At 65.5% G+C, this 24065-nt stretch carries 20 protein-coding genes and 1 pseudogene; 13 read left to right on the top strand and 8 right to left on the bottom strand.

Annotated features, from left to right (window positions below; all coding sequences use genetic code 11):
• Positions 1–15 precede the first annotated feature (15 nt).
• Both LFT47_RS19710 and LFT47_RS19705 read right to left on the bottom strand, forming a co-directional pair.
• Positions 16–1707 carry a helicase HerA-like domain-containing protein gene (locus LFT47_RS19710; RefSeq protein WP_236813388.1) on the bottom strand — a complete coding sequence of 564 codons (1692 nt, stop codon included), beginning with the start codon at positions 1705–1707 and terminating at the stop codon, positions 16–18.
• A 55-nt stretch (positions 1708–1762) separates the two neighbouring features.
• Positions 1763–2320, bottom strand: a complete 558-nt coding sequence (locus LFT47_RS19705) for a dihydrofolate reductase family protein (RefSeq protein WP_236813386.1) — start codon at positions 2318–2320, stop codon at positions 1763–1765.
• 44 nt (positions 2321–2364) lie between these two features.
• Between LFT47_RS19705 and LFT47_RS19700 the strand changes: the two genes are divergently transcribed.
• Entirely contained in the window at positions 2365–2943 is a 579-nt protein-coding gene (locus LFT47_RS19700; RefSeq protein ID WP_236813384.1) for a mycothiol transferase, read from the top strand.
• A 51-nt stretch (positions 2944–2994) separates the two neighbouring features.
• Here the strand turns inward: LFT47_RS19700 and LFT47_RS19695 are convergent, their stop codons facing one another.
• Positions 2995–3516 (bottom strand): GNAT family N-acetyltransferase, encoded by a 522-nt coding sequence (locus LFT47_RS19695; RefSeq protein ID WP_236813382.1) that lies wholly within the window; start codon positions 3514–3516, stop codon positions 2995–2997.
• Positions 3517–3572: 56 nt separating this feature from the next.
• On the bottom strand, positions 3573–5525 hold the full coding sequence (locus LFT47_RS19690) for an FAD/NAD(P)-binding protein (RefSeq protein ID WP_236813380.1): 1953 nt from the start codon (positions 5523–5525) through the stop codon (positions 3573–3575).
• Between the two features lie 266 nt (positions 5526–5791).
• Between LFT47_RS19690 and LFT47_RS19685 the strand changes: the two genes are divergently transcribed.
• The 9 genes and pseudogenes from LFT47_RS19685 to LFT47_RS19645 all read left to right on the top strand — a co-directional run bounded on the left by LFT47_RS19685 (position 5792) and on the right by LFT47_RS19645 (position 16451).
• On the top strand, positions 5792–6826 hold the full coding sequence (locus tag LFT47_RS19685) for an amino acid ABC transporter permease (protein WP_236813378.1): 1035 nt from the start codon (positions 5792–5794) through the stop codon (positions 6824–6826).
• On the top strand, positions 6823–7617 hold the full coding sequence (locus LFT47_RS19680; protein ID WP_236813375.1) for an amino acid ABC transporter ATP-binding protein: 795 nt from the start codon (positions 6823–6825) through the stop codon (positions 7615–7617). Before LFT47_RS19685 ends, LFT47_RS19680 begins: the two co-directional genes overlap by 4 nt.
• Before the next feature lie 13 nt (positions 7618–7630).
• Positions 7631–8629, top strand: coding sequence for an ABC transporter substrate-binding protein (locus LFT47_RS19675; protein ID WP_236813374.1), 999 nt, complete (start codon positions 7631–7633; stop codon positions 8627–8629).
• Complete coding sequence (locus tag LFT47_RS19670) at positions 8626–9783, top strand: LLM class flavin-dependent oxidoreductase (RefSeq protein WP_236813372.1); 1158 nt, start codon at positions 8626–8628, stop codon at positions 9781–9783. Before LFT47_RS19675 ends, LFT47_RS19670 begins: the two co-directional genes overlap by 4 nt.
• Entirely contained in the window at positions 9767–10918 is a 1152-nt protein-coding gene (locus LFT47_RS19665; RefSeq protein ID WP_442863420.1) for an LLM class flavin-dependent oxidoreductase, read from the top strand. Before LFT47_RS19670 ends, LFT47_RS19665 begins: the two co-directional genes overlap by 17 nt.
• 9 nt (positions 10919–10927) lie before the next feature.
• On the top strand, positions 10928–12325 hold the full coding sequence (locus LFT47_RS19660) for an NtaA/DmoA family FMN-dependent monooxygenase (protein WP_236813370.1): 1398 nt from the start codon (positions 10928–10930) through the stop codon (positions 12323–12325).
• 741 nt (positions 12326–13066) lie between these two features.
• Positions 13067–13240: pseudogene (locus LFT47_RS19655) on the top strand (ATP-binding cassette domain-containing protein); the annotation flags it as partial.
• 70 nt (positions 13241–13310) lie between these two features.
• Positions 13311–14933 carry an ABC transporter permease gene (locus LFT47_RS19650; RefSeq protein WP_236813368.1) on the top strand — a complete coding sequence of 541 codons (1623 nt, stop codon included), beginning with the start codon at positions 13311–13313 and terminating at the stop codon, positions 14931–14933.
• A 207-nt stretch (positions 14934–15140) separates the two neighbouring features.
• Positions 15141–16451, top strand: coding sequence for a UPF0158 family protein (locus LFT47_RS19645; RefSeq protein ID WP_236813366.1), 1311 nt, complete (start codon positions 15141–15143; stop codon positions 16449–16451).
• A gap of 56 nt (positions 16452–16507) precedes the next feature.
• Here LFT47_RS19645 and LFT47_RS19640 read toward each other — a convergent pair whose 3' ends face one another.
• From LFT47_RS19640 to LFT47_RS19625, 4 genes are all read right to left on the bottom strand, one after another.
• Positions 16508–16873, bottom strand: coding sequence for a VanZ family protein (locus LFT47_RS19640; protein WP_236813364.1), 366 nt, complete (start codon positions 16871–16873; stop codon positions 16508–16510).
• Between the two features lie 133 nt (positions 16874–17006).
• On the bottom strand, positions 17007–17441 hold the full coding sequence (locus LFT47_RS19635; RefSeq protein WP_236813362.1) for a GNAT family N-acetyltransferase: 435 nt from the start codon (positions 17439–17441) through the stop codon (positions 17007–17009).
• A gap of 44 nt (positions 17442–17485) precedes the next feature.
• Positions 17486–18436: a D-2-hydroxyacid dehydrogenase family protein gene (locus LFT47_RS19630; protein WP_236813359.1), complete on the bottom strand. Its 951-nt coding sequence runs from the start codon at positions 18434–18436 to the stop codon at positions 17486–17488.
• Between the two features lie 132 nt (positions 18437–18568).
• A complete protein-coding gene (locus LFT47_RS19625) occupies positions 18569–19549 on the bottom strand; it encodes an ABC transporter substrate-binding protein (protein WP_236813357.1) in 981 nt (326 codons plus the stop codon).
• 192 nt (positions 19550–19741) lie between these two features.
• Between LFT47_RS19625 and LFT47_RS19620 the strand changes: the two genes are divergently transcribed.
• From LFT47_RS19620 to LFT47_RS19610, 3 genes are all read left to right on the top strand, one after another.
• Positions 19742–20170 (top strand): YybH family protein, encoded by a 429-nt coding sequence (locus tag LFT47_RS19620; RefSeq protein WP_236813355.1) that lies wholly within the window; start codon positions 19742–19744, stop codon positions 20168–20170.
• Between the two features lie 111 nt (positions 20171–20281).
• Positions 20282–21271, top strand: a complete 990-nt coding sequence (locus LFT47_RS19615; protein ID WP_236813353.1) for an LLM class flavin-dependent oxidoreductase — start codon at positions 20282–20284, stop codon at positions 21269–21271.
• A gap of 104 nt (positions 21272–21375) precedes the next feature.
• The gene (locus LFT47_RS19610; RefSeq protein WP_236813351.1) at positions 21376–24015 is read left to right on the top strand and encodes a trehalase-like domain-containing protein; all 2640 of its coding nucleotides are present in this window, start codon (positions 21376–21378) and stop codon (positions 24013–24015) included.
• Positions 24016–24065 lie beyond the last annotated feature (50 nt).

Genomic DNA, 24065 nt, shown 5'->3' with positions numbered 1-24065 from the left:
GGCGGCAGCTCCGTTTTAGCGTCGCCGGCGCGATGAGGTTCCGAACACTCCGCGGAGTAGTTCCCGGCCGAGCTGCGTACCGAGGGACCGCGCCATGCTCTTCATTCCGCCGCCGAGCGCACCACCCAGGACGCCTGCGAGGTCGCCCATCATCCCGTCTTGCTGCGGCGCAGGTGCCGGTGCGTTGGCAGGTACCGGTGCGGACGGCCACTCTATGGGCGCGGAGCCTGGCAGTGGACGACTGCTGGGACGGCCAAGGATTTCTTCCTCGATCCTGCGGGCCTCTGCATCAACGGCATGGGGGTCAAGTGCCGGCGGCCGACCGGGGGCCGCTTCTCCAGTGGAGGGTGCGGCGGCTTTACCGCTGAGTTTCTCGTAGGCTGAAATGTTGTCCACGGCCGTGCCGTATTTCGGAAGCAGCGGGGAAGCCGCGATGGTGCCGCCGATCAGCTCGTCCGTGCTGGGTCCCATCACCGATTCCGGGGCACGCAGCTTCGTCAGCGCCACGGGGGTGGGCGCGCCCCTTTCGTTCATGACGGTGATGACCGCTTCGCCGATACCGGCGGAGGTCAGGGTTTCCGCAAGGTCGTAATCGCTTACGGGGAACGTGGACACGGTGGCCTTGAGGGCTTTGGCATCCTCCGGGGTGAACGCGCGCAGGGCGTGCTGGACCCGGTTGGCAAGCTGGCCGAGGACGGCGGCAGGAACATCCCTGGGCGTCTGCGTGACGAAGAATATCCCGACCCCCTTGGACCGGATGAGCCGTACCGTGGTGGTGATGGCTTCGAGGAAGGCCTTGGATGCGCCGGTGAAGAGCAGGTGGGCCTCGTCGAGGAAGAACACCAGCTTGGGCTTGTCCAGGTCTCCCGCCTCGGGCAGATCTTCGAACAGGTCGGCAAGCAGCCACATGAGGAACGTCGAGAACAGCATGGGTTTGGTCTGGAGCGTCGGCAATTCGAGGCAACTGATCACACCGCGGCCGTCCGGGGCCGTTCGGAGAAGTTCCGCGGTATCGAATTCCGGCTCGCCGAAGAACTTCTCCATGCCTTGGGCCTCGAGATTCACGAGCTCGCGCAGGATGACGCCGGCCGTGGCCTTGGATAGTCCGCCGAGGTCCTCGAGTTCAGCCTTGCCCTCATCCGAGGTCAGGAACTGGATGACTGCCCGCAGGTCTTTGAGGTCGATCAGTTCGAGTTTTTTCTGGTCGGCGAAATGGAAGATCAGCTGCAGGCTGGATTCTTGGGTGTCGTTGAGCTCCATGATGCGCGAAAGCAGGATCGGGCCGAACGAGGTGATCGTTGCGCGGACGGGAACGCCGTTGCCATCCCCGCCCAGCGAGAGAAACTCGACAGGAAAAGCCTTGCCCACCCACTGTTGGCCGAGGCTCGCGGTGCGGGCCGTGAGTTTTTCGCTGGCAGTCGCGGCGGTGGCGAGTCCTGAAAGGTCTCCTTTGATGTCCGCCAAGAACACGGGGACTCCGGCAGTGGAGAGCTGTTCTGCCATCATGTGCAGGGTGACCGTCTTGCCGGTGCCCGTGGCACCGGCAACCAGGCCGTGCCGGTTCATCATGGACAGCGGCAACCGGACTTGCGCTTCTTTATGGACTTCACCGTCGACGATGGCGGCACCCAGCTCGATCGTGGGCCCGTCGAGGGTGTATCCCTGCTGGATCGTGGCAAGTTTTTCAGCTGTGGTTTTCTTGGCCATGCGCATAGCCTAGTGGTGCAGGGACGCAGTTTGGCGGAAAAATTTGCCTGACTGCTTACGATCGTTTGGCGTACCTGAGGTAGACGACGCCGTTGCCAAAGCGACGTTCGTCCAACAGCTCAAGGGCCAGGCCCACGCCGTCGGGGAGGAATTGTTTGCCGCCTCCAACCACCACCGGCGTGAGGAAGAGACAGAACTCATCCACCAGTCCGGCTTTGATGGCCTGGGCGGCTAGAACCGTGCCACCAATGGACATGTCCTGCTCTGACGACTCTTTCAGCGCGCGGATGGCTCCGGCGTCGAACTCCCGCTCAAGCCGTGTCTTTGCGGTGGACAGACTCTCCAAACTCGTGGAATACACGATCTTGTCCGCAGCACGCCAGATCTCGGCGTAGTCCCGCATGACGGGTGGCTCCTCGGAAAGGGACATGTCCTCCCATGCGGACATGACTTCGTACATTCGCCTGCCATAGAGGTACGTGCCGATGGGCCGCTCAAGGTCGTTGACGAAGGCGTGCACTTCTTCGTCCGGCATGCTCCAGTCGAACTTTCCTTCTGCATCGGCGGTGTAGCCGTCCAGGGACATGATCCCTGCGTAGATCAGTTTCGCCATGCACAGACGGTACACACTCGCGACGGCAACGGTATAGTGCCCGGATGGATGACAAAGGGATTCTGCTCAAATACCTGCGCGCCCGTCGCGGCGAGCTCCTCGCCAAGCTTGACGGACTCGACGAGTACGACGTCCGCCGGCCCATGACCCCCACCGGAACCAACCTCCTGGGACTGGTCAAGCATGTGGCCAGCGTGGAGCTGGGGTACTTCGGGGAAGTCTTTGGCCGGCCCAGCGGCCGGGACTTACCGTGGTTCGCCGACGATGCCGAAGCCGACGCGGACCTGTGGGTTCCCCCGGAAGAGAGCAGGGACGAGATCATCGAACTGCACCGGTTCTCGGCCGAGCACAGCGATGCAACCATCGAGTCGCTCCCACTCGACGCCCCCGGGGAAGTGCCGTGGTGGCCCGAAGAACGCCGCCATGTGACGCTCCATCAGATCTTGGTGCACATGAGCGTCGAGACAGCCCAGCACTTGGGGCATGCCGACATACTTCGTGAGCTTATCGACGGCTCAGCCGGGAAAGGCCCCGGGGACCTGAATTTGTCTCAGAGAACGCCCGAAGGATGGGCCGATCACCGGGCCCGGATCGAAGCCGCCGCGCGCCAGGCCGAGGGGTAGCAATCGAGGGGTGAGATCTCTGCCCTTTGCGCGCCCGAAAGGCCCGAGACCTCACGCCTCAGTGGGTGCAAGGTCCTTCGTGAACGCCAAGTGCTTGATCTCTTCCGGATCCGCGTCGACGTCGAACAGCGGGGTGTAGCCAGTGGCCAGGTACAGGTTCTTGGCTTCGGGCTGCCGCGGACCGGTGGTGAGGTAGATCCTTCGGTAGCCGCGTCGGGACGCCTCGGCCTCCAGTTCCCTGAGGACCACGCGGGCCAGCCCACGACGGCGGTGGGCCGAATGCGTCCAAATCCGCTTGAGCTCCGCCGTACGGGAGTCGTAGCGGCGGAATGCCCCGCCCGCCACGGTTTCGCCGTTCTCCTGCAGGATGAGGAGGGCACCGTGGGGCGCGGCAAACTCGCCGGCCGGGTACCTGTTGAGCTCTTCGGCCGCGCCACCCGTGCCGAAGAGGTCGCCATAGCGCGTGGTGTATTCGACGGCGAGTTCGTCCAGGAGGGGCTTGACCCGGGGATCGCACATGGGCAGCGTCAGGACGGAAAGGCCCGACGACGGCAGGGTTGGCGTTGTTGTCATGTCATGCCTTTCGTGAATTTCCCCAACTGACTCGCATTTGTTGTCGTTATGAGGCGTCAAAACGACAACAACTGCGAGTCAGTTGGGTGGCTGGTGCGTGGGTGACGGGCGGAGAGTTCGGCCAGGAGGCGGCGGGCCAGGGCGTCGTTCTCGCGAAACGGTGCAGCGTTGGTGCCGGGCCGCGCGAACGCACCCGCGCCCCACCCCGAGGTCCAGGGTCCGACGGCGAAGAGGCCCGCCTGCCGTCCGCCGTCGGAAGCCAGGACTTCGTGCGAACTCGAGACCAACAGCTTACCGGTGGAGTGCGGGCCGTCCGAGGTGAGGAGTGACTGTTCGGTGCCCCATCCGGCGTCGTGCAGGTCCGCCAGCGCGGGGTTGGCCGATAGCGTGACCGACGGCGACGGCAACCGGGCCTCGATGTACGCCGCAGCGTCCACCACTACGGGCGATTGGAAGGAACCGGCCACGAATCGGCCGCTGGCTTCGTCCGGACGCACCCACATGCCGGGGCCGAGGAACTGCAGCAACCCGGCCCTGTGCAGGGCGAGGATTTCGCGCAGCCGGTGGGGCGGCGGTCCGGAATCCACGAAGCTGAAGAAGCCGTGCCACCAACCGTGCACCGCTTGTTGGGAGCGCGAATTCAGCCGCTCCGGCGGGACCAGCCGGCCGAGCTCCATGTAGACGCGGAGCAGGGCCGTGAACAAGGCCAAGGTTTCCGAATGGTCCGGGCTCGTGCGGAGCTTGAGGTCGCGTTCGATGTAGCCCGCCACGGATCTTTGCACGGCGGCATGGTCTGCGAAGGCGCAGCCGCTGAATGGTTGGTCCAGGGCCTCGAGGTCGAGCCGGAGGGTCGGGTCCGGGATGGCCGCGGCCACGAGGTCTTCGCGTTCGCGGCCGTACCAGTCCAGGGCATCGAAGCGCGCCGAAAACTCTTCCCAGCCGCCGTGGACCCGTGCCGGATAGCCGGTGAAGAGCTCGCGGTAATAGGCGTAGCCGGCGTCCTTGGCGATGAGCGGCCATAGCTGGGTCCGGAAATCCAGCTCCTCGTGAGCGGCGAGCAGCGATTCCACGGCGGCGGCAGTGAAGTACCGCGGGTCGCCCCCGGGTTCCCCTCGCAGGGTCGAGGAGATCTTGGAGTGGTAGGGGACTCCGCGCCGGGAGCCTGCCCAGAGCCGCGGCTCGGCGCCGGACGGCACATACTCCAGACCGCCGTCGGGCCTGTCTTCGAAGCGGCCGCCGCGGCCCTCGAACAAGAGCACCAGCAGGTCCACGAACGCCAGCCCCATGCCCGAAACCAGGACGTCCTGGCCGGGGGCTATCGCCGAGTAGTCGACGTCGGTGGTGTACGACGGCGCCGCGTGGAACCCGCCGTGGCGCGCGGCAAACCCCGTCAGACGCGCGGACTCCGGATCGGCCCGGGAGTCCGTGTGCCCCAGCGAATACACCACGATGTCCGCCTCCACGACCCCACCGGAGGCGAGCCGCACGCGGTACTTCGCACCGCCGTCGTGCCCTGGAGCAAGATGTTCGACGGCGGTGGCCGTGTCCCGGTGGACCGTCACCGTGACGTCCGGGCCGAGTGCCTCGACGGCCTTGCGGAAGAACCACTCGAGGTACTTGCTCTGGAGCTGGCGGCTGGGAAAGGACGCCGGTGTGAGCGTCCGGAGCTGCTCACGGAGGTGGGACTCCAACTGCGGAACGTCGCGGATGGAACCCTCCCGCACGCCGGCCGCCCATGCGGCGAGGCCCGGACCGTCCACCGAGGGACCATCGCAGGCCACGGAACTGTCGGTGAACATCGTGACGTCCGCTGCCGTGGAGTTGAGCAGGAGTCCCGGGCTCTGGTCAAAGCGCCAGATCCTCCCGGAACCGGGTTCGTACGGCTCGACGACGTGGATGGAGAAGGGGCCATCGAAGAGGTCCGGTTTGTTGGCTGCGAGCCGTTCGAGGATGCCGGCAGAGCGCGGACCACCGCCAATGAACACGATCGTGGGGGCTAAGGGCGGCATGGCAACTCCTGTTGGCGGTGGCTGGTGGTACCCGAGCCTATGGACGCTTTGGGGCTTCGGTCGAGGCCTGGGTAACGGCCGTTCACCCCGCGACATGGCGCGTCAACTAACGCAAAGAACGGACTCATATGGCGCCTTGTTAAGTGCCGAGTAGCGCGATGAAGCCCCATGAAGAAGTGCAAAAATCCGCCTTGCAGCCGCTTCGAGGGCGCCCCTAGATTGGCAGCCATCCGATAGCCAACAACCCCTACGAAGCGAGGTGGCGCATGAGTTCAGCAGCAACCACAGTGGCGCAGTCCGCACAGCAATCTGCACCGGAACCGGCGCCAGCCAGCGCCGCCGCAGAAGGCCCGACGGCGGCCGTCGCCCGGCCAGCAACCGACTACTCCGGCTACAAGCTGGTACCTGCCCGGCATCCATGGCGCTGGGTAGGCACCGTGCTGGTGGCGCTCGGCGTCGTCGCGGTGGCGTGGTCGCTGGCGACCAACCCGCGCTGGGAATGGGGTGTGGTGGCGCAATGGTTCACCGCGCAGTCAGTGGTGAACGGCCTGGTGGAGACACTCAAGCTGACGGCCATCTCCGGCGCGCTCGGCTTTGTCCTCGGCTTCATCCTGGCACTCATGAGGCTCTCGGCCTCGCCGCTGCTGCTCTCAGTGTCCTGGACGTTCTCCTGGATCTTCCGCTCCACGCCATTGTTGGTGCAGATGCTGCTTTGGTACAACCTCGGTTATCTCTACGAGAAAATCAGCTTAGGTCTCCCCTTCACAGATATCCGCTTCTTCGAGGTCCAGACCACCACGCTCATCAGCCAATTCGCAGCCGCCGTCCTGGGCCTGACCCTCAACCAGGCGGCGTACTCTGCGGAGATCATCCGCGGCGGCATCCTCTCGGTGGACCAGGGCCAGCTCGAAGCAGCCGCGGCCCTGGGCATTCCGGCCTGGCGACGCTCCACCAGGATCGTGTTGCCGCAGGCCATGCGGGCCATCCTGCCCACCGCTTTCAACGAGATCATCGGCCTGGTCAAGGGAACCTCGATCGTCTACGTCCTGGCCTACTCCGAGCTCTTCTACACCGTGCAGGTCATCTATAACCGCACCCAGCAGGTCCTTCCACTGCTCCTCGTGGCGACCCTCTGGTATGTGGCGATTACCTCGGTCCTGAGTGTTTTCCAGTACTACATCGAGCGGCACTTCTCGAAGGGCGCCGTCCGCAACCTGCCGCTCACTCCGCTGCAGAAGGCAAGGAACTTCTTTTCCACCCACGCAGCCGTGAATTTTGACCGAGCGAAGGACGCCCGATGAGTACAGAGCCAACCCGCGGCCACGTGGAAATCACCAACGTCCGCAAGTCTTTTGGGGGCACGGAAGTCCTCAAAGGAGTGTCCCTAACGGTTCCGCCCGGCGGAGTCGCAGTGATCGTGGGGCCCTCCGGCTCCGGGAAGTCCACGCTCCTGCGGACCATCAACCACCTGGAAAAGGTGGACGGCGGGTACATCACCATCGACGGCCAATTAGTGGGCTACGAGGTCCGTGGAAACAAGCTGCACGAACTGCGCGAAAAGGACATCCTCAAGCAGCGCACCGACATCGGCATGGTGTTCCAGAACTTCAACCTGTTCCCGCACCTCACCGCACTGGAAAACGTGACCGAAGCACCCGTCGTCGCCCTCCACCGGAACAAGGCCGAAGCGCGCAAGCGTGCGCTGGAACTCCTGGACCGCGTGGGCCTCAAGGACCGGGCCGATGCCTATCCACGGCAATTGTCCGGAGGCCAGCAACAGCGCGTTGCCATCGCACGGGCGCTGGCCCTTGACCCCAAGATCCTCCTCTTCGACGAACCCACTTCGGCGCTGGATCCGGAGTTGGTCAACGAGGTCCTGGACGTCATCCGAGAACTCGCCACGTCGGGCACCACGTTGATCATCGTCACGCACGAAATGGGCTTTGCCCGTGACGTGGCGGACACCGTGGTTTTCATGGACGACGGCCAGATCGTGGAGCAAGGCAGTCCCCAGGAGATCTTCGCGAACCCCCGCGAACCGCGGACGCGGAGCTTCTTCTCCAAAGTCATCGAACCAGCTTTCAACATTTGAGGAATCTTTGAAAATGCCACGCATCAAAACCAAACTCCTCGCGCTCGCGGTGCTGCCCGCCGTCGTACTCCCGGCGCTCGCCGGATGCTCCGACCCGGGCGCGTCGGCTGCCGCGGCCAGCCCATCCCCGAGTACTGCCCGCAACGGCGTCGTCTACAACACCTCGCCCGAGCAAAACCGCATCCGGGCGCAGAAGGACCCCGCCGCGGCAGCCGCGGTTCCCCCTGCGATCGGCAAGGACGGCAAACTGACGGTCGCCACCACGGCCGGGTCCATCCCGCTGTCCTTCCACGCCACGGATGACAAGACCCCGATCGGCGTCGAGGTGGACATTGCACAACTTGTAGCCGACAAGCTGGGGCTCGCACTGGACGTGCAGGTCACCTCCTGGGAGAACTGGCCGCTCAAGACGCAGTCCGGGGACTTCGAAGCCGTGTTCTCGAACGTCGGCATCAACAAGGACCGGGTGAAACTGTTCGACTTCTCCACATACCGCGCCGCATACATGGGCTTCGAGGCCAAGAAATCGTCCACGTACAACATCAAGGGCGCGGACGACATCTCCGGGTTGAAGGTCTCGGTGGGCTCGGGCACCAACCAGGAGAAGATCCTCCTCGCTTGGAACAAGGACCTCGAATCCCGTGGCAAGGCCCCGGCAACACTGCAGTACTACTCCTCCGACGCCGACACCATCCTGGCGCTTTCCTCCGGCCGGACAGACTTGAACATCGCGCCCTACCCGTCCGTCTCCTACCGCGAGAACACCCGGAACGACCTGAAAGTGGTGGGCGAGGTCAATGCCGGCTGGCCCTCCGAGACCCTCGTCGCGGCTACCACCCTCAAAGGCAACGGCCTGGCTCCGGCCATCACGGATGCCTTGAATTCGGCCATCAAGGACGGTTCCTACGGCAAGGTCCTGGCGCGCTGGGGCCTGAGCGAGGAAGCCCTGCCGGAATCCAAGACCGTGACCGAGGCCAACTTCGGGAGTGCCCAGACAGGGAAAACACAGTGAAGTTCCAGGTACTCGACATCATTCCGCACCTGAAGAACCCGGTGACGGGGGTAATCGTCTCGACGGCGGAGCGGCTCAACCAAGTGGTGCAGACTGCCCGCCGGGCCGAGGAACTGGGTTTCGACAGTTTCGCGGTAGGGGAGAGGCATGCCGGTGAGTTCATCTCTTCGTCCCCGACGACGGTCCTCGCCGCGATCGCTGCTGTCACCAGCCGCATCAGGCTCCAAACCGGTGTCACCGTTTTGTCCGTGGTGGATCCCGTGCGGGTGGCCGAAGACTACGCCACGATCGACCAATTGAGCCGGGGCCGCCTGGAACTCGTGATCGGCAAAGGCAACGAAGTGCTGCAGTACCCTCTGTTCGGGCTCTCCCTCGATGACCAGTGGGAGCTGCTTGCCGACAAATATGGACTGTTGCGGCGGCTGTGGCGTGAGGATAACGTCACGTGGTCCGGCCGTTTCCGGCCCGAATTGACCGAAGCGACGACGACGCCACGACCGTTTGCGGGTTCGCCGCGGATTTGGCACGGCTCGGCTACAACCCTGACCTCCGCCGCGCTCGCCGCCCAATGGGGGGATCCGTTGTTCACCGCCAACGCTATCCAGCCTCGCGAAAACTACAAGATCCTGATCGACCACTACCGCGAGGAATATGAGCGCCACGGTCACGACCCGCGCCACCAGTACCTCGGCTCGGGTTCCGGAGCCGGCGGAGTGTTCATCGCGGACACCACGCAGGAAGCCAAGCGCCAGTTCGGGCCGGTCTACGAGGCGTTGACGATCGGACGCAACGTCCCGGGCAACAATTCGCCGTTCCGGGACATCGACCACGCTGTGGCTGAAGGTCCCGCACTGGTGGGCAGCCCGGAGCAGGTCATCGACAAGATCCTGAGCTACCACTCGCTCTACGGCCACGATCTGCAGTCCATTTCCTTGCCGACCACGCTGCCCTTCGAACAGCAACTGGAGATCCTGGAGCGGTTCGCGCTTGAGATCATCCCGGCGGTCCGCGCCGCCGCGCCCACCACGTTGTGGGAGCCAGCGGATCTCTTCGGCGGCCGTCCGGAATTCGCCGGCGCCACCTCACCTGACGCCGCGGGAACCATCACCGCAGACCACGCAAACCACAGGAGGAATCTTGTCCACGCACAGTGAAACGGCTCCAGGCCGGCCCGGATTCTTGGCCCTGGAGCTCGACGGCGACGGCGCCCACCCAGCCGCCTGGCGCAAAGCCCGGCATGCCCCGGATGAGTTGCTGAACGGTGCGCGGATCCGGAGCACAGTGTTGGCGGCGGAGTCGGCGGGGTTTCATGTGGCGACGTTCGCCGATGGGCCGGTGAGTTCCGGACGTGACGTTGCCGGCCGTCTGAACGCCTTGCAGCGGGCCGCCTTCGCCGGGCCAGTGACAAGTTCGATTGTGCTGGTCCCGGAAGTCGACACGGTTTACACCGAGCCCTTCCACGTTTCGACGCAGCTGGCGAGCCTGGACCTTGTCTCGGGCGGACGGGCCGGTTGGCTCGTCGCGGCGAGCGGCTCCGCGGAGGAGGCTGCCGCCGTCGGGCGCTCTTTTGCTGAAGGTGCCGCGTTGGCGCAGGAGGCCGCGGCGTCGGTGGACGTGGGCAGGCGGCTCTGGGATTCCTGGGAGGACGACGCGGTGATCCGCGACGTGGCCAGCGGGCGGTACCTTGACGTCGACAAGCTGCACTACGTCGACTTCGAGACGCCAGCGGATTTCGCAGGGACCCGGTATTCGGTGAAGGGACCCTCGATCATTCCGCGTCCGCTGCAGGGGCAGTTGCCCGTGGTTGCGCAGGCTGGCTTGCTTCCTTCGAACGTCGATGTGGTGCTGGCGTCCGCTCCGACCCCTTCGCTGCTCGCCGCGGAGGTGGCGGAGGTGCGTCGGGCTATCGCTGGGGGCGGCGCCGTTGTTGGGGGCGGTCCGGCGGTGGTGGCGGAGCTCGACGTCGTCCTTGACTCGCGCGGGCAAAGCGCCTCTGCGCGGCTCGCCGAACTGGACGCCTTTACTCCGTGGTCCAGTTCCCGAGCGCGCTTCATCGGCACGGCTGCGGAACTCGTTGATTTCCTGGCGGAGCTGCTTGCGGTGGCCGACGGTGTTCGGCTGCATCCAGCGGTGCTGGACGCAGAGCTCGAGGAGCTGGCGCAGTTGGTGCTGCCCGAGCTTCGGCGCCGCGGGGCGCTTAAGCCTGTTGCCCAGGGCGGCACGTTCCGGGAATTGCTGGGTCTTGAACGGCCGCGGAGCCGGTACGCGAGCGTCGGCTCGGAAAACTGAGGAGAGAACATGACACTGCACAACCGTGCTAAATTCCAGCCGAGCGGGAAGATCCAGTTCGGGATCTTCTTCCAGGGCGTCAATTCCGGCACCATCTGGAAGGCGCCCGAATCCGGTTCGCAGACCGATTTTGAGTCGTTCCGGAGGATCGCCCAGACCGCCGAGCGCGGGCTTTTCGCTGCCTTCTTCCTGGGCGAAGGCCTGCGCTTGCGTGAACACCTCGGCCGTCCGCATGCTTTGGATGTTGCGGGCAGGCCGGACGCGCAGACGATGCTCGCGGCGCTCGCGTCGGTGACGTCGATCATCGGGCTCGTGGCAACGCAGAACACGACGTACAACGATCCCGCAGACCTTGCGCACCGGCTCGCCTCGCTCGACTTGCTCTCCGGCGGCCGGGCGGCGTGGAACGTCGTGACGACGGACAACGCCTGGACCGGGGCCAACTTCCGGCGGGGTGGCTATCTGGACCACGCCGATCGGTACGTCCATGCCGAAGCCTTCGTGGAGACGGCCAAGAGGATCTGGGATTCGTGGGAGGACGGAGCGGTTTCCTCGTCCGTTTCCGCGGATTCCTGGGCGGTTCCATCGCATGTCCGGAGCGTGCACCACTCGGGGCAGCACTATTCCGTGGACTTCACGCCCCGGTTGCCGCGCAGCGCCCAGTACAGGCCAGTGTTGTTCCAAGCCGGCGACTCCCCGGCGGGCCGCGACTTCGCCGCCCGCCAAGCCGACGTCATCTTCTCGGCGCACCCGAAGTTCGACGACGCCGTGGAGTTCCGCGCCGATATCGTCGCGCGCTCCCTGGCTGCCGGACGGGGCGCCAACGACGTCCAGATCATGCCTGCCAGCGAGTTCATCGTCGCGGCGACCGACGAGGAAGCGCGCGAAAAGAAGGAGTGGGTCCGAAGTCTGCAGATAGGGCCGCAGCAGGCAGTTGCCTATCTCGAACAGTTCTGGGGCCGGGAGCTGTCTGCCTACGATCCCGATGGTCCGCTTCCGGAGATCGATCCGGTGGTGGAGGAGACCTCCGAGACCCGTGGCAGTGGTTTCCACGGTGCCAAGGCCCGTCAGCTCGCCGAGCAGTGGCGCGCCGAGTCCAAGGAGAAGGGCCTGTCCATCCGGCAGTTCGTGAGCTCGCGGACTTCCAGGGTGGACGCGACCTTCACGGGATCCTACACAGCCGTGGCCGACACCCTGGCCGAATACGCCCGGGTGGGTGCCGTGGACGGCTTCAACATTTCGCCCTGGCTCATCCCCACGGGCTTGGACGACATCGTGAACCATCTGGTGCCCGAGCTTCAGGAACGCGGTGTGTACCCCACGGAGTACCCCGGCTCGACCCTCCGCGAAAACCTTGGGCTCGCGACGCCGGTGCGTTCGGAGGCGTTGGAATCGGTACAGCTTTGAACCTCCATCGATTGCTCCCCACCGGCTCCCAGCCTTCGCAAGCTCAGGCCGGGGCCCTCGCCGGGGTGGGGCCCCATGAACGCCGTTTTGAGCGTCCAAAACGGCGCTCTGGGCCCACGCCGGCAGGGTTCCCTGGCCGAATTCGTGAGGCGAGGTGGCCGGTGGGGAGCAACGGACCCGGCAATGACGGACTGGTGCGGCTCCGACTAACCGTATGGGAACAGCAGCTCTGAACGGATACATCAAGAACCTCCTGCAACCATGAACACGGCCAATGGATACTGGGTTTCCAAGACAAAACCGTGGCCTTCGTAAGGGCGTCGGGCCGGGCTCGTATCTCTAGGTTTCAGAGCCGCCGTGGCGTGTAGCGATTAGGGCGCCTTCACCGGGCATTCAATCGGGCGGGTCATACGGGAATTAGAGAGAGTGCCTGCATGGCGGTTTTCTCGAAGGTAAGGCATGAAGGTGGCGAGCTGACAGGCGGGGGGACCGGCTAGCGGGCACCTCGCTCACGCGGAAAGGCCACCTACTTATGGCGCGCCTAGGGGACCATAGCCGGGCGGACTGGACGTGACCGGTCTTGGCTATGCCGAAGGACCGATGGACCCGGTGCGTCGCCGACAGGGTTGACCGTTCACAAGATTCTGAAACCTGCGTACGGTGAACTTTATGGACGCCGTCATCCGGACTGCCGGCCTACATAAGGACTTCAGCCAGGTCAAGGCTCTAGACGGTCTCGACCTGGAGCTGTTCGACTTGGACCCCTCCAAGAAGGGCCGGGCGTACTCGAAGGGCAACCGGCAGAAGGTCGCGCTTGTCGCGGCCCTCGCAACCGACGCTGAGCTGTACCTGCTGGACGAGCCAACGAGCGGGCTCGACCCCCTCATGGAGGCCGTCTTCATGCGCGAGATCCGCCTGCTCGTGCAGGAGAACGGCGCCACTCGCCGCCGTCGTCATCGGGACGTGGAGCGGACGGGAACCTGAGATGAGCACGTTCCTGACCCTTTACGTGCAGCGGCTCCGCCGCGACCGGTGGCAGCTTGCCATCTGGGTCATCGCGATCGGCTTGCTCGCGCTCCTGTCGGTAACGACGATCCTCAAGGCCTATGGCTACGAGGCTTCCCGTGTCGAAGTCCTGCAGCTCGCGACTGCGACGCCCGCGATTCTCATGCTCCGCGGCCTCGTCCGCGGCGCGAGCGAAGGCGCCTTCACATTCTTCGCGCTCTTCGCGTTCATTTCGCTTCTGGCCGGGTTCATGAGCACGTTCCTCGCCGTGCGGCACACCCGCGCCGAGGAGGAATCTGGCCGCGCCGAGCTCGTCTCGGCGACCCCTGCGGGGCGTTGGGCGCCGCTGGCCGTGACAGTCGCACACGGGTTCGTCGCGAATGTCCTCGTGGCGGCGGCCCTCGCGACGGGCCTCATGGTCGGCGGGCTCGAACCGAGCGGTTCGCTCGTGGCCGGCGCGGCCGCGGGCTCCGTCGGGATCGCGTTCCTGGGCGTCGGGCTGCTCTCGGCCGAGTTCATGAGCACCTCGCGCGGGGCGAACGGGATCGCGTCGGCGCTCGTCGCGCTCGCCTACCTCCTGCGGGGCTTCGGCGACGCGACGGGCAAGGTCAGCCCGGATGGCCTCGTGATCACGGCGGCTTGGCCGAGCTGGTTCTCTCCCATCGGCTGGGGCCAGCAGACCTTCGCCTACACGGGCAACCGGCTGTGGCCGATCGCGCTCCCGCTCGCGCTCGGAGCGGCGTGCATCGCCGCCGCCGTAGTCCTCATGTCACGGCGCGATGTCGGCGCGAGCGTCCTCGCGGGCCGGGCAAGCCGAGCGGACGCGAGGGCGAGCCTTCGCGGGCCGTTCTCGCTCGCACTCAGGCTCCAGCAGGCTGCGATCATCGGCTGGTGCCTGGGCGGCCTCGCGACCGGTCTCCTCGCAGGGGCTCTCGGGTCAGCGGTCCAGCAGGCCCTCAACGGCGCTCCATCAATTACGAGCGTCCTGCGCGCCATGATCCAAGCCCAAGGCACGTCCATGACCCAGCTCGTGATCTCGGTCCTGTTCGAGTTCGCCGGGGTGCTCGCCGCGGCGTGCTGCCTGCAGGCTATCGTCCGGCTGCGGCAGGAGGAAACGGCCGGCACGGCAGCGCTCCTCGCGGCTCAGCCGCTGAGCCGCGTCCATTTGCTCGCAAGCTTCCTGGCGCTGGGCGCAGCCTCGGTGGTGCTCGTCATGGCGTTCGCTGCCGTGGGCGCGTGGGCGTCCCTCATCGCGTCCGGGGACACCTCAAGCGCCGTCACCGACGTGTGGCAGACCGCCGCCGACCAGCTTCCCGCGGCCCTCATCTACCTCGCGCTGCCGGCGGCAGCGTTCGTCCTCTGGCCACGCTGGACCATGCCGCTGGGCTGGGGGACGCTCGTCCTGGGCGTGATGATTGGCATCTACGGTGGCATGATCGGCTTGGACAAGAGTGTCCGCGACCTCTCGCCGTTCACCCACACGCCCGTTCCCTCGGCCTCCGGCAGCGACTGGAGCGACGGGTTCTGGATGCTCGGCATAGCTGCCGCTCTCACGACCATTGCGCTCATCGCCATGCGGCGGCGGGAAATAGGGGCCGCGTGATGGAGTACATAACCGATGCCCATGCGCACCCCTCGCTCAGCACTGCTGGCAGGGGTGAGACGGGACGCGGCCATCGTGGCATGCCGGTAGACACAAACCCGGTGTAAACCGTTCACGGGCCCTTGGAAGCGCGGGAACAAGTCCAGGGGTGCGGAGGCGTCTCAGGTCGTTCCCGTACGGCTGACGGTCGAGGAGCTTGCAGCGGTGATGGCACGGGCCGAGCGCGAGCACGTTAACCGGTCCTCGGCAGAGCCGTGGCGCGTGCCATCCTTGGGTATGGCACGAACGTGGTTATCGGTGACGGTGGAACTGCTCGGCGGTCGTGGCGAGGAGCTGTGGCCCTGGCCCGGGCGCATCTTCGCGGTCGGACCCTCGCACACCTTCATGGATCTCGCCAACGCCATCAACGATGCCTTCGCCCGATGGGACCGCTCACACCTGTCAATGTTCACCTTGGCCGACGGCCGGGTAATCACCGACGAAGAGACGGGAACCGAGATCGCCGGATCGATCCACGGCCCGATCAAAGCGCCAATCGACATCGCTACTGCCAAGGTCACCCGGACGCTGGAGCCGGGGGCGGAGTTTCAGTTCACGTACGACCTCGGTGACGCCTGGACACACCGATGCGTGGTCGGGGAGGTAAAGGTCGACCCGCTTGAGGTATTGGGTATCCGCCCTGATGGCCCCCTGCCGTACTGGGGCTGGGGGAGCATCCCGGACCAGTACGGGCGCCGGTGGGCCGCCGACGACGGCGAGAGCCCGGCCCCGGGGAAGCCGAGCCGGCCGCACCCGATGCTGCTGCACGCCTGGGCCGCACAGGTGCAGATGCCCGCGCTCGACTTGTCCGAGCTGCGTGAAGCCATCGCGGCGCCAGATGCGGCCCGCTTCCTCGCGGCGGTGACCGGGCCCGACATCGATGACGCTCTGCAACAGGTGGGGGCCGGCATCCCGATGGCGCTGGAGCAAAGACGACAGGAAGCCGAGCCGGTGGCACTCTCGGTTATCAACCGGCTGACGTGGCGCGACGGCGTCGGGGACCGGATCCTGGCCGAGGACCTTCTGGCCGCTCTGCGCCGCGAGCCGCTGACAGGCAAAGTGGTGCCAGTAGACCTGGACATGCTCAGCACCGTGTTGGAAGGGGATCCCGAGCTGTCGGCCGGTGGCTACCTCGACCTACACACCGGGCAGGTGTACGACGAGACCGCCACCGACCCGATGATCGTCGGGGAGGACGCCGCCATCGATGTAGAGGAAGAACCGGACCGTTGGCTTCGAATCAGCCGCGCCGATTCCCGGAACGGCTGGCAGGACATGGCGGCCTTCGCCGAGCGGCAGCACAATGATGCCCTCCGGGAGCGGCTGGAGCGGGCGATCGAGGGCAAAGGTGCCTTCTTCCGGTTCCGCGACCTCGTCCACGGCGAGAACCTTAGCGAACAGTGGTACGCCTTCTCCGCCGACCGCAAGATGGGCCGTGCCCGCGAGTTCCTCGCTGACCACGGCATCCGGGTGGCCTGACGAACCGCGGCTCGGTCAGCGCCGGCGCAAGACCGTGCCGGCCGATGGATTTACCCTCAGCAGTGCAGTGGAGCAGTGGAGTGGGGGATCACGTCGTCGATGTCAGATGCTCCAACCGCGAACACGCCCTGGATGACCTCTACGGCCACGCTGACCGAGGCAACCGTGAACATGGTCAGCCATGCGGCCGCCCGATGTCGGAGCCACGATGCGTAGACTCCGAGCGGGACGAAGATCAGGATGTTCCCGACGACGGTGGCGAACGCCACTCTCTCGGTCCCGGGAGAGTGGCTGAACGCGTATTTCGCGATACTTGCGAACGGGATGAGATTGATCGAACGCTCCGAGCCCGGTACACGGGAGAAAAGAAGCAGCTTAAGCGCGAAGGCCGCGTAGAGGGCGAAGCCGGCGAAGATGGCCACGGTACACGCATCCACAGGATTGAACGGTGGGTCGACATTCGCACGGACTGGCGAACCTTCCACAAACCGGATGCGGCTGTGATAGCCCGGTTTGCAGGACAACAGAGCCGTAGACGACCGCATTCGCTACAAATCAGGCTGCAACCATGAAAACGTCTACCGGGTCCTCGGTCTCCAGGACAAAGCCGTGGCGTTCGTAGAGGCGTCGCGCAGGGCTGCCCTGGAGCACGTTGAGCCGGACCGGCCGGTGGTCCTTTGACTCGCCCATGACCCGCTGGAGCACGGCGGCCCCAAGTCCTTGCCCCTGGAATCGGGGAGCGATGTAGAAGTGTTCGATCCACAGCGCTTCGGGCTCGGGACGGACAGCAATGACGCCGGCACGTTGCTCTTCGGCGAGAATGACGGAGGTGTGATCGGGCTGGAACGCGTTCAAGAACCGCTCCCGGACCCGCACGGGATCCCAACGACCAAGCCGTTCCAAGTCGGGTCGCATGACGACGGCGCGTAGTTCGGCGATCCAGTCGGCATCGGTGGGCAGGGCGGGACGGAGCGAGAATTCGGCAGGCACTGGACTATTCAACCCCAACCTCAACCCCAATCGACGCCGCCGAATCAAGCGGTGAGCACCCGCACCGGATTCCCCCGCACCCACGCGCGGACGTCCTCGAAGGCCTCGCCGTAGAAGCGGGCGTAGCTTTGCGAGCTGACGTAACCCAAGTGCGGCGTCAGCACGGTTCTCGGGGCTGTGAGGAGGGGGTGGTCCGCCGGGAGGGGCTCGACGTCGTACACGTCCAGGGCCGCGCCGCCAAGCCAGCCCTCGCTGAGCCCGCGAAGGAGGGCAGCCTCGTCCACGATCGGCCCGCGGGCTGTGTTCACCAGCACGCCTTCGGGGCCGAGGAGCCGTAGTTCGTTCTCCCCGACGAGCCCCCGGGACCGTTCCGATAACCGCACGTGGACACTAACGACGTCGGCCTCCCGGAAGAGTGCCTCCTTACTCACCCTCCTGGCGTCGGCCGCAGCGGCAGTTTCTTCAGTGAGGTTCGGACTCCAAGCAATCACCTCCATGCCAAAGGCGTTGCCGTAGCCGGCGATCTTGCTCCCGATCTTTCCCAGCCCGAGCACGCCGAGCGTCTTTCCTGACAGCTCGAAACCCACCGTGCTCTGCCAATTTCCGGCGCGGAGCCGACGGTCCTCGAACGGCACGTTCCGTGCGAAAGCCAGAAGCAGGGCCCACGTCAGCTCGGGCGCAGCGGCGGGTGAGCCGCCCGTCCCGCAGACAATGATTCCCTGCTCCGCGGCTGCGCCCAGGTCGATGGCTGCGTTGGCCATTCCGGTGGTGACCAGGAGCTTCAGCTTCGGCAGTTCCCGGAGGAGCCCGGCGTCGAAAGCGGTCCGTTCCCGCATGGCCACGATGATATCGAAGTCGCGGAGCACGGCCACGGCGTCAGCCAATGGCTCCGTGAAAACGGTGACATCGACGCCGTCGCCCGCAAGGTCGGCCCACGGCGCATAGTCGCGTGCCACAGCTTGGTAGTCGTCGAGGATGGCAAGGCGCTGGCCCATGGAATTCCCTTTCGCTGGGAGGAGTCGCGGGTATGTGGAAAGTTACACCCGCAAGGCTATCGACTGCTCCGTAACTGTCGTTTTCGACCTCCAAAACGACAGTTACGGAGCAGTCGATGCTTAAATCCTTCCCTAGCTCTTCGGAAGACCCGGCGGGTTCAGTTCAGACTTCTGGATGCCTTCCGCGGTGAGTCCCCAGCGGTCCAGGATCTTGCCGTAGGTTCCGTCCTTGATGAGCGCGTTCAGGCCGGCCTGGGCTGCCGCCGCGAAGCCGTTGCCCTTCTTAGTGGTCACCGCGATGCTCGCCTTGAGCGGCCACCCGCCAGCCACCAGGCCCACGTTCTTGGTCTTGCCATCGGTCTGCGACTTGTAGGACGCGGTCGCGTTCGGCCCGAACGTCAGGTCCGCGCGGCCCGACTGAAGCGCCAGCGTGGAGGCCGAGTCGTCGTCGTAATACTGGAACTCGACCGGCTTCAAGCCGTTCTTCTTGTTCTCGGCGTCCCAGCGCAACAGGATTGCTTCCTGGTTGGTGCCCGAGCCCACGATGATCCGCTTGCCCGCTACGTCCGGAGCCGAATCCACCTTCGTGATGGAGCTGTCGCTCTTGGCGTAGAAGCCCAGTTTGTCCTCTCGGTAACTGGCGAAATCGAACTTGAGCTTGCGCTCTTCCGTCACGGTGACGTTCGAGATGACGGCCTCATATTTGCCCGATTCCACGCCCAACGGCCAGTCGGCCCACGCCGTCGGGACAATGTCCGCCTTGAGCCCCAGAGATTCTGCCAGCGCGACGGCGATGTCCACCTCGTTGCCCACCGGCGTCTTGTTGTCCGTGGCATAGACAGCCAGCGGTGCGGCGAAGGGGCTCACGGCGACGGTCAGCTTGCCGTCCGCCTTGACCGACCCGGGAACCAGGGCGGCGGCTTCCGGCGAGACCTGTACCGGGAAGCGGTTCTGCTCCGGCGCCAGGTTGAAGGTTTTGCCAGCGGAAGAGCCAGCGGACGACGACGGCGCTGACGCGGCCGAGGCGCCCGGGTCCGAGCACGCGGCGAGGCCGAGAGTCGTGGTCACGGCGAGTGCCAGTGCGCTGCCTGTTTTGAGGCGTGAAATTGCCATGAAAGTCCCCTTCGAAAGTGATGGATTGCGTGCGTTGCTGCAACTATCCGGCAGGCCCCAGTGCCGGTCAAAGCGCTGTGAAACGCTGGGATATAGGAGTTAACGGAGGTTCATTCGAGGTCCCGAGGAGTCACACTCGGGCCACGGTGTAGGCTTCCCACACACAACCGCCGACACGTGAGGAGATTTTTCGTGAGCAACGAGCAAACCCCGGTCAATCAGGCGCTGGACTCCTACGCAGCTGCTGTCCACGCGAAGGACGTTGACGCATTCACGGCGCTCTACGACGACAACGTCCACATCTACGATTCCTGGGGGCTATGGCAATACACGGGAATCGAGGCTTGGCGGCAGATGGCCGGCGAATGGTTCGGTTCGCTCGGCGATGAGCGCGTTCAGGTCGATTTCAACGATGTGCAGTCCGTCGCCGGGGAGGACGTGGCTTTCGGACATGCGGCTGTGACCTTCGCCGGGATATCGGCCGATGGGGAACGGCTCCGGGCGATGACCAACCGCTTCACCATTTGCCTTGAGAAGAAGAACGGAACATGGAAGATCGCCCACGAGCACTCTTCCCTGCCCATCGACATGGAGACCGGCAAAGGCATCTTCACGAGCTGAGACGGAACCCACGCAAACAAGAGAAATAACCCGGACGCCGCCGTCGTTGTCGCAAGAGTGGCCGGGGAACCGGCCCCTTGAACGAAACCACCTTCGAAAGGCCGGCATCACGTGACTGTTCCCCTCTCCATCCTCGACCTGGCAATAATCGGCAAAGGGCAGACGGCGGCGGAGAGTTTCGCCGGGAGCGTCGCCATGGCGCAACTGGCCGAACGGCTCGGCTACCGGCGGATCTGGTACGCCGAGCACCACAACATGGGCTCAATCGCGTCCTCGGCCACGAGCGTGCTGATTGCGCACATCGCGGCCAACACGAGCACTATCCGGCTCGGTGCCGGCGGCGTCATGCTGCCCAACCACTCGCCGCTCACCATCGCGGAGCAGTTCGGCACCCTTGAGACGCTGCACCCGGGCCGCATCGACCTCGGCCTCGGACGGGCGCCCGGCAGTGACCAGAACACGATGCGTGCACTCCGCCGCGACCCCATGGCTGCGGACACCTTCCCGCAAGACGTGCTGGAACTCCAGGGCTACATCACCGGACCCACCCGCATCCAAGGGGTCGAAGCGACGCCGGGCAAGGGCACCAACGTGCCGCTCTACATTCTCGGGTCTTCGCTTTTCGGGGCGCACCTGGCGGCGCAGCTCGGCCTGCCCTACGCCTTCGCCTCGCACTTCGCGCCCAACGCGCTGCAGGACTCTGTCGCCGTCTACCGCCGCGAGTTCAAACCGTCCGAGCAGCTGCAGGAACCCTACGTGATCGCGGGCGTCAACGTCGTGGCCGCGGATTCGGCGGCCGAAGCCCAACGGCTCTTCCTCGAGGTCAAGCGGGACCGCGTATCCCGCTTCCTGGGCGGCGGACGCGAATTCACCGACGCCGAAGCGGACCTCATCCTGGACTCGCCCCAGGGCCAGCACATCGCGCAGATGGTGAAGTACTCCGCCGTGGGCACGCCGGAAGTGGTGCGCGATTACCTCGACGAGTTTGCCCGCCACGCCGACGCCGACGAACTGATCGTTGCGCACCAAAGCACGGGCACGGAGCAGCGGCTGCGTTCCGTGGAGCTGGTGGCGGAAGCCGTCGGGCTGACGCGGGTGTAACGGCCCCCTAAAGCAAACTCGTTACACCCCGGCAATACGCGGGTCATGGAGGCGAAACCCGCCGGGCGGAAACTGGACGAACCACCCCGGAAGGATCGTCCCCCATGGCTACTCCGCTCAATTTGTCCGTGGCCGATTCGGCGCTGCTGACAAAATCGCTTCCGTTGGGCCTCCTGCGGACGGCAGTCCAATCCGAGGCCGCCCACGATGGAATCACTCCGGAGCTGCTCGGGGAATTGAGGATGCTGGCCCGCACTCCAGGGCTCCTGGTGGCCTGCAACTACGGTGGAACCCTCTGCGCTGCCGAAGGCGTATCCACTGAGACGCTCCCCTTGGGGAGTGCAGCCGTCGCGCTCCGGGCACTGGCGGCGCTGCCGAACACACATACGGCCGTCATCTCAGGCAGGTCGCTGCGGGACCTTGCCGCGGTGTCCCGGCTGCCGGCGGAAGTCCACCTCGTAGGTTCGCACGGCGCCGAGTTCGACATGACCTACGCGTACAGCATCTCGATGGCAACGGAAGCCGTACTTCAGCAGGCAGCGACCGCCCTGAACGAATCCATCGGTTTCGAAAAGGGCGTCAGCATCGAGCGCAAGCCCGTGGCGGTAGCCATCCACACCAGGCCGGCCACGCCTGCCGTCGTGGCACGGGTGACGCGCGAGGCGCACGAGATCGCCCGTGAATTGGGCCTGTTTTTCATTGTGGACGGATCCGTCCTGGACCTGTCCATCGTGGAGCCCTCCAAAGACGCCGCGCTGGAGCATCTGCGTACACAGTTGGGGGCCAGCGCGGCCCTGTTTGCCGGCGACGCGGAAAGCGATGAGCTCGCGATAGCAACCTTGCGGGGCCCGGATCTTGGCCTGCACATTGGAGATGGAGAATCCACGGCGCGCCACCGCTTGCCGGACCCGGAATCGTTCGCCAAAGTGCTCGCCATCCTGTTCGAACTGCGCCGTGCGTGGCTTTTCGGCGAGGACGCGGTGGGGCTGGAGCGGCATTCGATGATCGGCAACGGGACGTCGACGGCGTTGCTCACCCCCGAAGCCAAGATCTGCTGGATGAGCCATCCCCTCCCGGATTCCGGCTCCTTGTTTGCGCACATCCTTGGTGGCGACCCGGCCGGCCACTTCAGCGTGGAACCGGTCAAGACGTCGAAGGTGCTGGGCCAGCGCTATGTCGACAACACCATGATCGTGGAGACCCGGTGGGCGGACGTCACGGTCACCGACTATCTTGAGCCTGCACCGGACGGCATCACCAGCCTGGTCCGGGTCCTGTCCGGAACCGGCAGCGCGCGGATTGTTTTCGCACCGCGGCCTGACTATGCCAACGCCCCGTTCAATATGGAAGTCCGCGGCGAAGAGCTGCACGTCGTGGGTACCTCGGATCCCATCATCCTCTTCGCTCCCGGGGTCTCGTTCACGGTCACGAGCGATGGCAAGCACGGCACCGCAACCGCGGAAGTCAGCCTCGCGTACGGTCCCGTCGTCATGAACCTGAGGTGCGGAGACACTGAGCCGACGACGCCGGACCCCGCCGGAGAGCTCGCCCGGCGGGCCGCCGTCGCGCACCAATCCCGGCAGTGGGTCCGTGGGCTGGAACTACCCGACATGAAACCATCGCTGGTGCGGCGCTCGGCACTTGTCCTGAAAGCGCTCGTGCACGAGCCGACGGGCGCCGTCCTCGCGGCTCCAACCACGTCGCTGCCGGAAGGGATCGGCGGCACCCGCAATTGGGATTACCGCTACTGCTGGCTCCGTGACGGCTCCATGACGGTCAATGCGCTCGTGGACCTGGGTTCCACCGAGGAGGCAGACGGGTTCCTCCGCTGGCTGGGCCGCATCCTCGAGAACGCTCCGGGTCCGGAATGGCTGCATCCCCTGTACTCCGTGACTGGCTCCCCGCTGTCTACGGAGGCCATTATCGAGAGCCTGCCCGGTTACGCCGGCTCGCGGCCCGTACGGATCGGAAACGCCGCCGACCACCAAGTGCAGCTGGACGTCTTCGGACCGATCGCCGAGCTCATCCAGACCCTCAGCAAGCGCCGCGGCACCTTGCCGGACGAGCACTGGAGACTCATGGAGCAGATGGCCTCGGCCGTCTTGGCCCGCTGGCACGAAGCGGACCATGGCATTTGGGAAGCCCGGCGGGCGCCACGGCACCACATCTACACCAAGGTGATGTGCTGGGTCACCCTGGACCGGGCCATGCAGACGGCGGTCCGGTTCCGGCGCCCCATCGGGGCCGAGTGGGAGGAAACGGCCAACACCATCCGCGCGGAAGTCCTCCGCGAGGGCTGGGATGATTCCGCGAACTCCTACACCGTGGCCTACGACAGCCCGGACCTCGACGCGGCTGTGTTGCATATCGGGCTCTCGGGCCTGCTGGACGTCCGCGACCAGCGCTTCCTGGACACCGTCACCGCCGTCGAGCGGGAGCTCCGGGTGGGTCCCACCGTGTTCCGGTACAGGTACGACGACGGCCTGCCGGGCCTGGAGGGCGGGTTCCACATCTGCACCACCTGGCTGATCGAGGCGTACCTGGCCGTGGGCCGGCTGGACGATGCGCTGGAGTTGTTCAACCAGCTCGTGGCGCTCTTCGGGCCGACCGGGCTGCTTCCCGAGGAGTTCGACCCCGGCACGGAGACCCACCTGGGCAACCACCCGCAGGCGTATTCGCACCTGGGTTTCATCCGCTGCGCGCAGCTCCTGGACAGGTACCTCGACTCGGTAGAGGAAGAGTAGGCGCCGACCCAACTGACTCGCATTTAATGTCGTTTTCGGCGCCCAAAACG

The sequence above is a fragment of the Arthrobacter sp. FW306-2-2C-D06B genome (genome assembly GCF_021789175.1).
Classification (GTDB): Bacteria; Actinomycetota; Actinomycetes; order Actinomycetales; family Micrococcaceae; genus Arthrobacter.
This window is presented reverse-complemented; position numbering and strand designations above follow the sequence as displayed.